Raw genomic sequence first — 13,217 nt, 5'->3', positions numbered from 1 at the left:
GGCCGAGGAGGTCCGCGCTTTCGGCAGACGCTCCCCGGCCCGAGGCCCGAACGTGGACCTGGCTACACCGTCCCGTGATCAGTGCCGCACCTTGAACGGTGCGCGGACCTCGGAGATCTTCATCGGACCGGCCGTCGTCACCACCGCGGCGACGACGTCGCCGTCGCCCTCACCCATGCTCTGGTCGAACGTGAAGCGGTACCGAACGGTCACCTTCTTGCCCTTCGGCAACGGCTGCCGGTTGGTGAACTGGGAGAGATAGTCCATGCCGGTGCCCATCACGGGTTGCTTCAAGTCGATCCAGGAGCCGCTGGCGGTGTCGAACCGCGCAACGGTGCCCCTGCTGATGTACACCGGGCCGCCCGCGCAGCTGCAGCGGTCAATCGCGAACACCAAGCCGACCTCCGGGTACGCCACCGGCGAGTTGTTGCACAAGGTCACCTCGACCTCCACCGGCTTGCCCACCTTCACCACTTCCGGCGCACCCGCGATCTTGATCTGAACGCCGTACTTACCGGGCAGCGTCGTGTACGGATCGGCCGGCGGAACCGGCAAGTCAGCCGGATTGACCGCACATTCGGACTGCTTGACAACGGGCTTTTCCACCACCGCCTGAGGCTTCTCCACCGGCGTGCTGGACGACGTGGGCGCAGCCGAAGAACTGCTGGTAGACGTGACAACCGGCACTGGCACGGCCGCCGGCGTGGCCGCCGAACAACCAACGAGTGCGGCCAGCCCGAAACCGAGTGCGGGCATGACAAAAAAGGCGCGCTTAAACATGGCTGAATTCCCCCAGGAAAAAAGATCCCCCAACCAACTACGCACTCAAGACGCCGGCACACCCCACCCGGTTGCCCACCAGCTTCAAGATCTTTGGGGCGGCCCGGCAGCAACACCGGCAAGGGGCGAAGCCCGCCGGCCCAAGGCACAGGTGAGCTGGGGACCTCTCGGGAGGGCGCGAAGCCGAAGGCAAGCCGCCCGGGGTCCGGGGCGGAGCCCCGGCTGGGGTCTGGGGGCTCGGCCCCCAGAAAACACGCGGAACGCGAAAATGGCGAGTGCTCTTCACGAGCACTCGCCACCTATCGCGTGGAGCTGAGGGGAATCGAACCCCTGACCTTCTCGATGCGAACGAGACGCGCTACCAACTGTGCTACAGCCCCTTGCGGTGTTACGTGAAGAACTATAGCAGCCCCGAAGGGGGTGTTTTCACCACCCCCTCCTAAGCCCCAACAGCACCCCGGTACCGCAGCGACTCCAGTCCCTCTAACTCGACGAACACCGGATCTTCGTCGTCGGAGTCGACCGGAATCGTGCCCGGACGCACGTGGTGTTCGTAGCGCGGCAACGGCGGCAGCGCCGGCCGGTCCTCGACGACCTCGACCTGGGTGGTCTCGGCCTCCACCACAACGGCCTGCACGGGCTCGGGAGCGGGAGCCGAGGCTTCCTGCTGCTGAGGACCCGTCGCGCGGCGGCGGCGCACCTGCTGCAGGCGGGCGAGCCGGCGGGCGCGGATCTCCTCCTCGATCCGCACCTGCCTGCGCAGGTAGGTCAGGTAGCCCACGAGCAGGAGGTCGATCCCCGCGTGGCCGTACCAGAGCGGGGTGTAGAACACACCGGCCACAACGCCCGAGGCGATGGCGGCGACCAGCAGGAACGCCACCACTCTGCGCCGGAACGCGTACTTGGCCTGCGCCACGAGGGCCGCGGTCTCGGGGTCGTAGCCACCGCGGCCGCGCCGGAACGGGCGCTCGACGTACTCCTCCTCGTCGAAGTAATCGTCGTCGATGTCGTGGATGTCGTCGTACTCGGCGTCGGGCATGGCGTCGTACTCCTCCCCCACGCTGCGCGCACTCTCCTGGCGCTTGCGGGCCATCATGGGGACGAGGACCACCAGCCACGCCACGACCAGCGCAACGATGATCAGCGAACTCGGCATTCCCCGTTCACCTCCCCCGGCCCACGCGTGGTGCTGTCACCACGCTAGTCACAACAGTCACACCTGTGTCGGAGGCTCGCCGAGCGCGGTACGTACCAAAGTGTGGTGTATCACCCACTTTTGGGTGAAGTGATTAGGACGAACGGAAGCAACCGTCAGGGAAGACGGGCCTCTCCGCGTGCGACCAAACGGCGCACTAGGCCATCCGGGACCTCTTCGACCGTGAGCGCGAAACAGAGGTGGTCGCGCCACTGGCCGGCAACATCCAGATAACGCTTGAAGAGGCCTTCCTCGCGGTAGCCGGATTTCGCGAGCACCCGGAGCGAGGCGGCGTTCTCGGGACGGACCGTCGCTTCGAGCCGGTGCAGGCCGGCGTCGCGGAAGGCGTGGTCGGTGAGCAACGCCACGGCGGCCGTCGCGACGCCGCCGCCCGCCCGGTCCGCGGCCACCCAGTAGCCGATCCAGGCCGACAGCAGCGAGCCGCGCACGATGTTGCCCACGGTGATCTGACCGGCGACCTCACCGTCCACCAGGATCATGAACGGCAGCGTGGAGCCGCGCCGGGCCATGGCGCGCAACGAGGACCACTGGGCGGGCCACGACAGCGTCGCGTTGCGCTCCTCCCAGCCCTCCGGCGCGGTCGGTTCCCACTGCTCCAGGTAGTCGCGGTCGCGCAGCCGCAGCCGCGCCCACTTCCCGCCGTCCAGCAGCCGCGGTCCGCGCAGCTCGACGGTTCCCGCGCGCACCTGGAGGGGCCCCAGCCGGGCGGGCCAGCCGGGGTGCCTGCCGAGATCCGCGAAGACGCTCATCCACGCTGCGCTAGGAAGCTGACCAGGACCTCTTCACCGACGGAGACGTCGGTGACGTCCTCGTCGACCATGATCAGGCAGTTGGCCTCCGCCAGTGACGCGAGCAGGTGCGCGCCGGACGTGCCGAGCGGTTGCACCAGGTACTCGCCGTTGTCGGCGTCGCGCAGCAGCTGGCCGCGCAGGAAGCCGCGGCGGCCCTTGGTCGACTGCAGCGGCGACAGCAGCCGTGCGCTGACCGCCCGGCGGTACGGGTTCTTCTTGCCCAGCGCGGCCCTGATCAGCGGCCTGACCAGCACCTCGAACACCACGAGCGCGCTCATCGGGTTCGCGGGCAGCAGGAACGTCGGCACGGCGTCCGGGCCGAGCCGCCCGAAGCCCTGGGCGGAGCCGGGGTGCATGGCGATGCGCGTGACGTCCATGTCGCCGAGGTCCGCGAGCGCGGCCTTGACCTCGTCGCCGATCGCGCCGCCCACGCCACCGGCGATGACGACGATCTCGGAGAGCAGCAGCCGTCCCTCGACGACCTCGCGCAGCCGGCGCGGGTCGGCGGACATGATGCCGACCCGGCTGACCTCGGCCCCCGCGTCCCGTGCGGCGGCGGCCAGCGCGTACGAGTTCACGTCGTAGACCTGCCCCTGACCGGGCGTGCGGTCGACGTCGACGAGCTCCTCGCCGAGCGAGATCACCGAGACCCTCGGCCGCGGGTGGACGAGCACCTTGTTGCGTCCGACCGCGGCCAGGAGACCCACCTGAGCAGCACCGATGGACGCGCCGCGGCGCACGGCGACGTCACCGGTCTGCACGTCCTCGCCGGTGCGGCGGACGAACCCGGCGGACGGCACGCTGCGGTTGACCGTCACCTTGGCGTGGTGGCCGTCGGTGTAGCCGAGCGGCACGACCGCGTCGGCCAGCGTGGGCAGCGGCGCGCCGGTCGCCACCCGCACCGCCTGACCGGGCTGGAGCCGGCGCGGCTGCCGTGAGCCCGCCGGGATCTCGCCCACGACCGGCAGCTGCACGGGGTTCGCGTTCGCGCCGGACACGTCGACGCTGCGCACCGCGTAGCCGTCCACCGCGGCCTGGTCGAAGCCGGGCAACGCGCGTTCCGCGACGACCTCCTCCGCGCAGAGCAGGCCCTGCGACTCCGAGATCGCCACCCGCACGGGCGCGGGCCGCACCGCGGCCGCGATCACCCGAGCGAGCTGCTCGTCCACTGACCTCATGTGTTGGTCCTCGCGCCCAGAAGGTGTTGATCAGGAGTTGTCGAGGCGTTCCCGCAACCACTCGCGCAGATCGGGCCCGTACTCCGGGGTCTTGAGTGCGAAGTCAACCGCAGCGCGCAGGAATCCGGCGGGATTGCCGAGATCGTGTCGCCCGCCGCGGTGCACGACGACGTGCACGGGGTGACCCTCCGCGATCAGCAGCGCGATGGCGTCGGTGAGCTGCAGTTCACCGCCCGCACCAGGCGTGATGCGCTTCAACGCGTCGAAGATCGCCCGGTCGAGCAGGTAGCGACCGGCCGCGGCGAACGTCGACGGCGCCTCCTCCGGCTTCGGCTTCTCCACCATGCCGACGACCTGCTTGACGTCGTCGTTCCCGGTGTCGCGGACGTCGAAGACGCCGTACGCGGAGATCTGCTCGCGCGGGATGTCGAACGCCAGCAGGACGCTGCCGCCCTTCTCCTCGCGGACCTCCGCCATCTTCTTGAGGGCGTCGGTGGGCAGGATGATGTCGTCCGGCAGCAGCACCGCGACGGCCTCGTCCTGGCCGGTCAGGTTGCCTTCCGCGCAGCCGACGGCGTGGCCGAGGCCGAGCGCCTGCTCCTGGATCGCGGTCTCGGCCTTGATCAGCTGGGGGGCGCGCTGGATCTTCTCGACGAGGTCGGCCTTGCCGCGCGCCGCCAGCGTCTGTTCCAGCTCGGGGTTCGCGTCGAAGTAGTTCGCGACCGACGCCTTCTCCGGCGACGTGACGATGACCAGCTTGGACGCGCCGGCCTCGGCCGCCTCCCTGGCCACGTACTCGATGGCCGGGGTGTCGACCAGGGGCAGCAACTCCTTCGGCACGGCCTTGGTCGTGGGGAGGAAACGGGTGCCCAGGCCGGCCGCGGGCACGATGGCGGTGTGGAAGGCGCTGCTCATGGGCAGCGATGCTAACGACATGCCGAGGGAAACCCACCATGACGTCCGATCTTCGTGACCGGAAGGCCACCCTGCGTTCACGGTTGCTGGCCGCGCGCCGCGCGCTGTCCGCCGAGGTGCGGGCCGCCGAGGCCGCGGCACTGGCGGCGCACGTGGCCGCGCTCGACGTCCGCCCAGATCAGACCGTCTGCGCGTTCCTGCCGGTGGGTTCGGAGCCCGGTGACGCGTCGTGGCTCGACGGGCTGAGGTGCCGGGTGCTGCTGCCGATCGTGACGGGCGACGCGCCGCTCGACTGGGCCGTCCACACGGGACCGGACGCGCTGACACCCGCCGCGTTGCGGCTGCTGGAGCCGACCGGGCCCCGGCTCGGTCCCTCGGCGATCGCTGGAGCCTCGCTGGTGCTCGTGCCCGCGCTGGCGGTGTCGGTGGCCGGGATCCGGCTCGGCAAGGGCAAGGGCCACTACGACAGGTCGTTGCCGCTGGTCAACGCCCCTTTGGTGGCCGTGGTCCGCGACTGCGAGGTGCTCGCCGAAGTGCCCGCGGAGCCGCACGACGTGCGGATGAACGCCGTGCTGACGCCCTCGGCGGGCCTGCGATGGCTGTGACATTGGCCTTGGGTGTTTGCGCTCCGGGAAGTTCCTGACGCAAAATCGTGTTGGCACTCACAACGGTCGAGTGCCAGATCTAGGAGCGAACCCAGTGCCTACGTACCAGTACGCCTGCACCGCGTGTGAGCACCGGTTCGAGGCGGTGCAGTCGTTCAGCGACGCCTCCCTCACCGAGTGCCCGGAGTGCTCGGGCAAGCTGCGCAAGCTCTTCGGCGCCGTCGGTGTGGTCTTCAAGGGCAGCGGTTTCTACCGCACGGACAGCCGCTCCGGCTCGTCCAAGAGCACGTCGTCGACCACTTCGTCCACGACCTCCACGTCTTCGGACAAGAAGTCGTCCTCGGACTCGAAGCCCTCGACGAGCGCCCCGGCGGCCGCCGCGTCCTGAAGATCGCGAGTTGTCCACAGATCGGGCCTCAGCCCGGTCGGCGATGCCCCCGACAGCCCTAACGTCGGGGGCATGACTCTTTCCAGCACCTTCCTCGACCGGATCCGCTCGCTGTCGCGCCGCCGCCCGTCCGTCGCGTGGCGCCGGTTCCTGGCGCTGGGCCTCGCCCTGCTGGCCGCGTTGACGGCCTTCTGGCCCGACGTGGGCCATCCGGCCGTCGTCGCCGCACGTGATCTGCCGGCGGGTGTGCCGCTGGCGGCTTCCGACGTCCGCCTGGCGTCCTTCGCCGAGTCCGTTTCGGGCTCGTTCGCGCGTGCCGACGCCGTGGTGGGCCGGGAGCTGAGCGGTCCGGCCAGAGCGGGCGTCCCGCTGACGGACTTCGCTCTCGCCGCCACGCCGGACGATCTCGCCTCGGTGGCGGTGAAGGTGGCTGACCAGGGCCTTGCCGACGTGGTGCGGACGGGCGACCGGGTCGACGTGGTGTCGCCGTCGGCGGAGGTGCTGGCCGAGAACGCATCCGTGCGCGAGACGCGCGGGCAAGTCGTCGTGCTCACGTTGCCGAGACTTAATGCAACTCGTGTGGCCGCGATGTCACTGGATCATGCGTTAGCCGTTACTCTCCGCTGATGCTGAAGGGATTCAAAGACTTCCTGATGCGCGGAAACGTCGTCGACCTGGCCGTGGCCGTGGTCATCGGCACGGCGTTCACCGCGATCGTCACCGCCATCACCACGAGCATCATCAAGCCGCTCATCGCCTCACTCGGCAGCCCCGAGACGAGCGGCCTCGGCATCCAGCTCCGGGACAACAAGCCCGACACGTACATGGACTTCAGCGCGGCCATCAACGCGGTGATCAACTTCGTGATCATCGCGGCGGTCGTCTACTTCGCGCTGGTGCTGCCGATCAAGAAGATCCAGGAACGCCGCAAGAAGGGCGAGGAGCCGGGCCCGGCCGAGCCCACCGACGTCGAGCTGCTCAAGGAGATCCGCGACCTGCTGGCCGCGCAGCAGAACCACCAGACGGTCGTGCAGTCGACCGACGTGCGCAACCCGAAGGTCTGAAAGCCGAGCCCACCCCACCGGGACGAGGCGCGCGCCAGTCGCGCGCCTTCTCCTGGCTCGGTCCGGCCGTTCTGGGCCGCTGCGCGCGGTCGGGCGGCGCGGCATCGCGCACCGGAGGCCTGGACGTCAAGGGCGGCTGGAGCGCGCATGCGGCGTCGGCGCCCAGTTCGGGTTCGTCCCGGTCAGCAACGCGGGTTGCCGCGCCCTTTCGCTTCGGCTTCGACGCCGAGGTCCAACGCACGGCGGATCGCGACGCTCGCCACCCGCCGCAGACCAGGCCCCGCGGCCGGCCTCCGGCCCACCGCCGCACTCACTGCCCACCGAGGTCCAACACCCGGCGGACCGCGACGCTCGCCGCCCACCGCGGCCGGTTCTCGCGGTACCAAGCCCCGCGGTCAGCCTCCAGCCCACCGCGGCACTCGCTACCCGCCGTGGTGCGGCGGCCGGTTCTCGCGGTACCAGGCCTCGCGGTCGGCCTCCGGCCCACCGCGCTCATCCGACGTCGTCTCCGGCAGGACATCGCCGAACACCTCAGCCAGCCGGCGACGACGCTTCACCGCGTCGTCGTCGGCCGGCTGGGGAGGATCACTCTTCGTCAAGACCACTCAACTGCTCGATGACGTAGGGCACCAACGACGACAGGGTCGCCATGCCGTCGCGGACCGCCGAGCGCGAGCCCGCGAGGTTCACGACGAGCGTGCTGCCGGAGACGCCCACGAGGCCGCGCGAGATGCCCGCGTCGACCGCGCCCGCGGCGAGGCCGGAGGCGCGGAGTGCCTCGGCGATGCCGTGGATCGGACGGTCCAGCACGCCCTGCGTGGCGTCGGGGGTGACGTCGCGCGGCGACACGCCGGTGCCGCCCACGGTGACAACGAGGTCGACGCCGCCGATGACGGCCGTGTTGAGCGCGGCCCGGATGTCGACCACCTCACCCTCGACCGCGACGGTGCCGTCGACGATGAAGCCCGCTTCTTCGAGCAGTTCGGTGACGAGAGGGCCGGAGTTGTCGTCCTGCTCGCCGTGCGCCACCCGGTCGTCCACGATCACGACCAAAGCGCGGCCAAGGCGCTGCGCGCTGCGTTCCATACCGATCACCGTAGCGGGAGTCCGACTTCGAAGCGGCAGCCAGGACCGTGGTTGTGGACACCGATTCGCCCGTGATGCGCGTCGACGAGCCCTCGTGCGATCGCCAGACCCAGCCCGGCGCCCGCGGGATTGCGTGACGGCGAACCGCGGAAGCCCACGTCGAACACGTGTGGCAGCACGTCATCGGGGATGCCGCCGCACCCGTCGTCCACCCGCACCACGGCTTCGCCTCCGTCCACATCGACCTGGACGGCGACCATGCCGCCTTCCGGCGTGTGCCGAATGGCATTGGACACAAGGTTGCGCACGACACGCATCAGTTCCGGATCTGACCCGCGCACGACCGGCCACTCGCGAGCGTTCGCCCGCAGCTCGACGCCCTTGCGCGCGGCGACGGGTCGTGAGGCCGCCACCACGTCACTGACCACATCGGCCAGCCGGACGTCGTGCATCGTCAGCTTCAACGCGCCTGCGGTGATCCTGGACAGCTGGAACAGGTCGTCCACGAGCTTCGACAGGTGGTCGGCCTCCTGCGCGATCTGCTTCGCGTAGACGGCGACCTCGCCCGGCTCGGAGACGACGCCGTCCTCCAGCGCCTCGGTCATCGCCCGGATCCCGGCCAACGGCGTGCGCAGGTCGTGGCTGATCCACGCGACCAGCTGCCGCCGCGCCGACTCCGCCTCGCGCTCCCACATGGTCCGCCGCGCGATGGCCCGGCCCAGCATGATCGAGAACGGCACGGTGACCACGCTGACCACCGTGCACGCCATGAGCGCCGCGTTGAGCATCGGCGTGAACATGAACCCGCTGACCGCGAGCACGCCGCCGATGGTCGCCACCACCGGCACGATGACCATCACGGTCATCGCGGTGGTCAGGGAAACCCGGCTCAGCCTGCCTGGAATCATTTGGCTGGACATCTGTCATACCTGTAGCCGACGCCCCACACGGTGGCGAGCCGCACCGGCTTCGCCGGATCCTTCTCGATCTTCTCGCGCAACCGTCGCACGTGGACGGTCACGGTCGACTGGTCGCCGAAGTTCCAGCCCCACACCCGTTCCAGCAGCTCGGCCCGGCCGAACGCCTTGCCCGCGTTGCCGATGAAGAACGCCAGCAGGTCGAACTCGCGGGTGGTCAGCTGCAACGGCACGCCGTCCAGCGTCGCCGTGTGCGCGGCCACGTCGAGCACCACGTTCCCGTCGCGCACCACCCGCGGCTCGTAGGCCTTGTTCGCCCGTCGCAGCACCGACGACACCCGCAACGCGAGCTCGCGCGGGCTGAACGGCTTCGTGACGTAGTCGTCCGCGCCGATCTGCAGCCCGGCGATGCGGTCCTCCTCCTCGCCGAGCGCCGTCAGCATCACGACCGGCGTGCTGCCGCGTTCCCGGATGCGCCGGCACACCTCCAGGCCGTCCATGCCGGGCATCATCACGTCCAGCACCACGATGTCCGGCTCGTGCGCGGCCATGAGCCGCAGCGCCTGTTCCCCGTCACCGGCGAGCTCGACCTCGTACCCGGCGTGTTCGAGGTAACGGCGCACCACGTCCCGCACCGTCGTGTCGTCGTCGACGACCAACACCCGTTCCACCACGCCACCACGCTAAGCCACGCGCGGCGCCCCGGCCCGCAACCGTAAGAAAACGAAAAGAGACCGGCCCTGCGCGCGGGGCAGGTGCGCACAGGGCCGGTCTCCTCAGGGTCGTCACGTGCGGTTCTGGCGGGCGGCGGATGCCAGAACCGCACGTCCCCCGACCTATCCCACCTCGACGCCGTCGAGGGTGGCTTCGACCGTGCGGTTGTCGGACAGCGTGATCGTGACCTTGTCGCCGGGCGCCTTGGACCGGACCGCGGCGACGAGGGTGTCGGACTGGTCGATGCGGCGGTCACCGAACTTGGTGATCACGTCACCGGCCTTGAGCCCGGCCTTCTCCGCGGCACCTCCAGGGGTGACCTCGGAGATCTTCGCGCCGCCGTCGGTCGACTCGACCTTCACGCCGAGGACGGTCTGCTTGGGCTTGCCGGTCTTCACGATCTCGTCGATGGTGCGACGGGCCTGGTCGATCGGGATGGAGAAGCCGATGCCGACGGAGCCGGCCTGGCCGCCCGACTGGTTGGGGCTGTAGATCGCGGAGTTGATGCCCACGACCTGGCCCTGCATGTTCACCAGCGGACCGCCGGAGTTGCCGGGGTTGATGGCCGCGTCGGTCTGGATCGCGTTCAGCACGGTCGCCTGCGAGTTGCGGCTCTCGCCGCCGGCCGAGACCGGGCGGTTGAGCGAGCTGACGATGCCCGACGTGACGGTGCCGGACAGCTCGAACGGCGAGCCGATCGCGACGACGCCCTGGCCGATCTTCAGGTCGCCGGAGTTGCCCAGCTGCACGACCGGCAGGTTGGAGACGCCGTCGGCCTGGATGACCGCGATGTCGGAGCTCGGGTCGCGGCCGAGGATCTTGGCGGCGGCGGTCCGGCCGTCCTGGAAGACGACCTTGATGTTGCCGCCGTTGGCCGCGCCCTCGATGACGTGGTTGTTCGTCACGATCTGGCCGTTGCTGGAAATGATGAAGCCCGAGCCCTCACCGGCACCGGTCCGCGTCACGACCTGGATCTGCACGACGGACGGCAGCAGCTTGTTCGCCACGTCCTCGACCGAGCCCGGCTGGGTGTTGCTCGTCTGCGAGGCCGGTCGCGGCGCGTCGAGCGAGCTGACCGCGGACGACTCGTTCGCGAACGTGTAGCCCAGGTAGCCGCCGAGACCGCCGGAGAGCCCTCCGACCAGCAGCACGAGGGCGGCGACACCGGCGACGACCTTGCCGCGGCCCTTGGGGCGCGGAGGGACCGGCGACTGGTAGCCGGGCGGGAGGTAGTACTGGCCCGTCGAAGGCCCCGACGGCGGCTCCGCGCCGAACTGGGCGGTGGTGGACCCCAGGCCGAGGGGGTGGCTCGGGGGAAGTTGGCCGGACCCGGAAGGAGGTAGCTGCTGGCCGGGTCCGGACCCGCCGAGCTGCGCCTGGCCCGCGTCAGGTGCGTGCACCTGCGGCTGGGCCGGAGAAGAGAAGGAGGCGGGCACGTCACCCAGACCCGCCGGGGCCCCGTGTGCCCCGGCCTGGCCGGATCCCCCCTGCAAAGGATCCGGCTGGCCGGGATCCGGCTGCTGCGGGCCCTGCTCCCGCACGCCGGAGTCGCTGTGACCGGCGATCGGCGGCACGGAGTGGGGCTGGTCCGGCTGCTGCGCTGGCTGGTTGCTCTCGGTCATGGGCATAGTCTCTCGGCCCGTCCTGAGAGAACCCTTAGACCAGCCTTGGAGCTATGTGAGGGTTCCCGCGGAGCGCAACCGGTCCGCGATCTGCTCCGGCGTGACGTCGTTGATCCACACCGCCTCGCCCGACTCGGAGCCGGCGAGGTACTTCAGCTTGTCGGCGGTCCGCAGCACCGAGAAGACCTGCAGGTGCAGCCACAGCTCCTCACGGCCGACGTGCACCGGTGCCTGGTGCCACGCCGCGATGTAGGGCAACGGCCGGTTGTACAACGCGTCCAGCCGGTGCAGCACCTTCAGGTACAGCGATGCGAAGTCCTCGCGTTCCACAGAGGACAGTGCGGCGAGGTCGGGCACCTGGCGGCGGGGCGCCAGCACGACCTCGACGGGCCAGCGCGCGGCGGCCGGCACGAAGGCCACCCAGTGCGGGGACTCCTCCACCACGCGCGCACCGGCGCGCAGCTCGGCCTCCAGCACGTCGCCGAACAACGGCCGACCGTGCGCCGCGTAGTACTCCAGCGCGGCTTCGAGCATCCGCTCCGTACGTGGCGTCACGAACGGGTACGCGTAGATCTGCCCGTGCGGGTGCGAGAGCGTCACACCGATCTCTTCGCCGCGGTTCTCGAACGGGAAGACCTGCTCGACGCCCGGCAGCGACGACAGGAACTCGACGCGGTCCGCCCACGCGTCGACGACCGTGCGGACGCGTTCCGGCGAGAGCTCGCCGAACGACTTGTTGTGGTCGGAGGTGAAGCACACGACCTCGCACCGGCCTCGTCCCGGCGCGCGGGCGAACAGCGGCTCGCCATCCACAGTGGACGGTACGTCGAGCACGTTCTGCGCCAGCGACGGAAACCGGTTCTCGAAGACCACGACGTCGTAGTCGGCCTCGGGGATCTCCGTCGGCCGGCCCGGCGTCGACGGGCACAGCGGGCACAGGTCCGCCGGCGGCTTGTACGTCCTCGTCTGGCGATGAGCCGCCATGGCGACCCACTCGCGGGTCAACGGGTCCAGCCGCACTTCGGACATCGGCTGCGTCGCGGGCAGATCCCGCGTGTCCACCGCGACCCGCGGTGGTGCCTCAGCGCTGTCGTCGAAGTAGATGATCTCCCGGCCGTCCGCCAGCTTCCCCGCGGTACGCCTCACGCCAACTCCTCGCCGCTTCCCGGTACATGTGCCAACACCAGCTCGCCGACCTGCTCGGTGAGGGTCGCCCGTGCGTCGTCCGGCAAACCTTCGTCGGTCACCAGCACGTGCGCCTCGTCGAGGTCGGCGATCGTGGAAATGCCCACGGTGCCCCACTTCGTGTGGTCCGCGACCACGACCACTCGCCCGGCGGCGTCGACGAGTGCGCGGTCCGTTTCACTCTCGTTGAGGTTCGGGGTGGTGAAGCCGGAGCGCTCGGCCATGCCGTGCACGCCCAGGAACACCACGTCCAGGTGCAACGACCGCAACGCGTTCACGGCCACCGGTCCCACCAGCGCGTCGGACGGCGTGCGCACACCACCGGTCAGCACGACCGTGCGATCGGTGCGCCCGCTCTGCTGCAGCACGTCCGCGACGCGGATGGAGTTCGTCACGACGGTCAGGTCGGGGATGTCGTCGAGGAAGCGGGCTAACGTCCACGTCGTCGTGCCCGCGGACAGGCCGATGGCCGTCCCGGGACGCACGAGTCCCGCGGCCAGCGCGGCGATCGCTTCCTTCTCCGGCAGCTGCCGGACCGACTTGGCCTCGAAACCGGGCTCGTCGGTGGAGCGCCCGACGACGGACGTCGCGCCGCCGTAGACCTTCTCCACCAGGCCGCGCGAGGCGAGCACGTCGAGGTCGCGGCGCACGGTCATGTCCGAGACGCCGAGCCGGACGACCAGGTCGCTCACGCGCACCGCGCCGGTCCGCCTGACCTCTTCGAGGATCACCGCTTGCCGTTGACGTGCCAGCACC

The 13,217-nt window shown here is 70.2% G+C and carries 16 protein-coding genes and 1 tRNA gene; 4 read left to right on the top strand and 13 right to left on the bottom strand.

The window, feature by feature from the left end:
* Positions 1–78: 78 nt before the first annotated feature.
* The 6 genes from ACWEIJ_RS26765 to ACWEIJ_RS26740 all read right to left on the bottom strand — a co-directional run bounded on the left by ACWEIJ_RS26765 (position 79) and on the right by ACWEIJ_RS26740 (position 4,880).
* On the bottom strand, positions 79–780 hold the full coding sequence (locus ACWEIJ_RS26765) for a hypothetical protein (protein WP_449839977.1): 702 nt from the start codon (positions 778–780) through the stop codon (positions 79–81).
* Between the two features lie 307 nt (positions 781–1,087).
* Positions 1,088–1,160 (bottom strand) — tRNA-Ala (locus ACWEIJ_RS26760).
* A 59-nt stretch (positions 1,161–1,219) separates the two neighbouring features.
* Positions 1,220–1,936 carry a divisome protein SepX/GlpR gene (sepX, locus tag ACWEIJ_RS26755; protein ID WP_449839976.1) on the bottom strand — a complete coding sequence of 239 codons (717 nt, stop codon included), beginning with the start codon at positions 1,934–1,936 and terminating at the stop codon, positions 1,220–1,222.
* 155 nt (positions 1,937–2,091) lie between these two features.
* On the bottom strand, positions 2,092–2,745 hold the full coding sequence (locus tag ACWEIJ_RS26750) for a GNAT family N-acetyltransferase (RefSeq protein ID WP_449839975.1): 654 nt from the start codon (positions 2,743–2,745) through the stop codon (positions 2,092–2,094).
* A complete protein-coding gene (gene glp / locus ACWEIJ_RS26745) occupies positions 2,742–3,965 on the bottom strand; it encodes a molybdotransferase-like divisome protein Glp (RefSeq protein ID WP_449839974.1) in 1,224 nt (407 codons plus the stop codon). Before glp ends, ACWEIJ_RS26750 begins: the two co-directional genes overlap by 4 nt.
* Positions 3,966–3,995: 30 nt before the next feature.
* On the bottom strand, positions 3,996–4,880 hold the full coding sequence (locus tag ACWEIJ_RS26740; protein WP_449839973.1) for a UTP--glucose-1-phosphate uridylyltransferase: 885 nt from the start codon (positions 4,878–4,880) through the stop codon (positions 3,996–3,998).
* Between the two features lie 38 nt (positions 4,881–4,918).
* Here ACWEIJ_RS26740 and ACWEIJ_RS26735 point away from each other — a divergent pair, with 38 nt between their 5' ends.
* The 4 genes from ACWEIJ_RS26735 (at position 4,919) to mscL (ending at position 6,937) form a co-directional block, all read left to right on the top strand.
* Positions 4,919–5,485: a 5-formyltetrahydrofolate cyclo-ligase gene (locus tag ACWEIJ_RS26735; protein ID WP_449839972.1), complete on the top strand. Its 567-nt coding sequence runs from the start codon at positions 4,919–4,921 to the stop codon at positions 5,483–5,485.
* Positions 5,486–5,579: 94 nt separating this feature from the next.
* On the top strand, positions 5,580–5,873 hold the full coding sequence (locus tag ACWEIJ_RS26730; protein WP_449839971.1) for an FmdB family zinc ribbon protein: 294 nt from the start codon (positions 5,580–5,582) through the stop codon (positions 5,871–5,873).
* Between the two features lie 72 nt (positions 5,874–5,945).
* The gene (locus tag ACWEIJ_RS26725; protein ID WP_449839970.1) at positions 5,946–6,500 is read left to right on the top strand and encodes an SAF domain-containing protein; all 555 of its coding nucleotides are present in this window, start codon (positions 5,946–5,948) and stop codon (positions 6,498–6,500) included.
* Positions 6,500–6,937, top strand: a complete 438-nt coding sequence (gene mscL, locus ACWEIJ_RS26720; protein ID WP_449839969.1) for a large-conductance mechanosensitive channel protein MscL — start codon at positions 6,500–6,502, stop codon at positions 6,935–6,937. Before ACWEIJ_RS26725 ends, mscL begins: the two co-directional genes overlap by 1 nt.
* 422 nt (positions 6,938–7,359) lie before the next feature.
* On the opposite strand, the gene ACWEIJ_RS26715 is transcribed toward mscL, so the two are convergent.
* The 7 genes from ACWEIJ_RS26715 to ACWEIJ_RS26685 all read right to left on the bottom strand — a co-directional run bounded on the left by ACWEIJ_RS26715 (position 7,360) and on the right by ACWEIJ_RS26685 (position 13,216).
* Complete coding sequence (locus tag ACWEIJ_RS26715; protein WP_449840049.1) at positions 7,360–7,536, bottom strand: hypothetical protein; 177 nt, start codon at positions 7,534–7,536, stop codon at positions 7,360–7,362.
* The gene (locus ACWEIJ_RS26710) at positions 7,523–8,023 is read right to left on the bottom strand and encodes a MogA/MoaB family molybdenum cofactor biosynthesis protein (RefSeq protein ID WP_030467661.1); all 501 of its coding nucleotides are present in this window, start codon (positions 8,021–8,023) and stop codon (positions 7,523–7,525) included. The genes ACWEIJ_RS26715 and ACWEIJ_RS26710 overlap by 14 nt, the downstream gene beginning before the upstream one ends.
* Before the next feature lie 5 nt (positions 8,024–8,028).
* Positions 8,029–8,943, bottom strand: coding sequence for a sensor histidine kinase (locus ACWEIJ_RS26705; protein ID WP_449839968.1), 915 nt, complete (start codon positions 8,941–8,943; stop codon positions 8,029–8,031).
* On the bottom strand, positions 8,928–9,611 hold the full coding sequence (locus ACWEIJ_RS26700) for a response regulator transcription factor (RefSeq protein ID WP_449839967.1): 684 nt from the start codon (positions 9,609–9,611) through the stop codon (positions 8,928–8,930). The genes ACWEIJ_RS26705 and ACWEIJ_RS26700 overlap by 16 nt, the downstream gene beginning before the upstream one ends.
* Positions 9,612–9,776: 165 nt before the next feature.
* Entirely contained in the window at positions 9,777–11,276 is a 1,500-nt protein-coding gene (locus ACWEIJ_RS26695) for a trypsin-like peptidase domain-containing protein (RefSeq protein WP_449839966.1), read from the bottom strand.
* Between the two features lie 51 nt (positions 11,277–11,327).
* On the bottom strand, positions 11,328–12,422 hold the full coding sequence (gene galT, locus ACWEIJ_RS26690; protein ID WP_449839965.1) for a galactose-1-phosphate uridylyltransferase: 1,095 nt from the start codon (positions 12,420–12,422) through the stop codon (positions 11,328–11,330).
* Complete coding sequence (locus ACWEIJ_RS26685; protein WP_449839964.1) at positions 12,419–13,216, bottom strand: DeoR/GlpR family DNA-binding transcription regulator; 798 nt, start codon at positions 13,214–13,216, stop codon at positions 12,419–12,421. Before ACWEIJ_RS26685 ends, galT begins: the two co-directional genes overlap by 4 nt.
* Position 13,217 lies beyond the last annotated feature (1 nt).

Source organism: Lentzea sp. NPDC004789 (assembly GCF_053601075.1).
Note: the sequence above shows the minus strand (reverse complement) of the source record. Positions and strands in the feature narration are given on the sequence as shown.

Bases quoted from the DNA above. Each gene is read 5' to 3' on its own strand.
- ACWEIJ_RS26765 (WP_449839977.1), bottom strand. From the start codon at position 780: ATGTTTAAGCGCGCCTTTTTTGTCATGCCCGCACTCGGTTTCGGGCTG.
- sepX (WP_449839976.1), bottom strand. From the start codon at position 1,936: ATGCCGAGTTCGCTGATCATCGTTGCGCTGGTCGTGGCGTGGCTGGTG.
- ACWEIJ_RS26750 (WP_449839975.1), bottom strand. From the start codon at position 2,745: ATGAGCGTCTTCGCGGATCTCGGCAGGCACCCCGGCTGGCCCGCCCGG.
- glp (WP_449839974.1), bottom strand. From the start codon at position 3,965: ATGAGGTCAGTGGACGAGCAGCTCGCTCGGGTGATCGCGGCCGCGGTG.
- ACWEIJ_RS26740 (WP_449839973.1), bottom strand. From the start codon at position 4,880: ATGAGCAGCGCCTTCCACACCGCCATCGTGCCCGCGGCCGGCCTGGGC.
- ACWEIJ_RS26735 (WP_449839972.1), top strand. From the start codon at position 4,919: ATGACGTCCGATCTTCGTGACCGGAAGGCCACCCTGCGTTCACGGTTG.
- ACWEIJ_RS26725 (WP_449839970.1), top strand. From the start codon at position 5,946: ATGACTCTTTCCAGCACCTTCCTCGACCGGATCCGCTCGCTGTCGCGC.
- mscL (WP_449839969.1), top strand. From the start codon at position 6,500: ATGCTGAAGGGATTCAAAGACTTCCTGATGCGCGGAAACGTCGTCGAC.
- ACWEIJ_RS26710 (WP_030467661.1), bottom strand. From the start codon at position 8,023: ATGGAACGCAGCGCGCAGCGCCTTGGCCGCGCTTTGGTCGTGATCGTG.
- ACWEIJ_RS26705 (WP_449839968.1), bottom strand. From the start codon at position 8,943: ATGTCCAGCCAAATGATTCCAGGCAGGCTGAGCCGGGTTTCCCTGACC.
- ACWEIJ_RS26695 (WP_449839966.1), bottom strand. From the start codon at position 11,276: ATGACCGAGAGCAACCAGCCAGCGCAGCAGCCGGACCAGCCCCACTCC.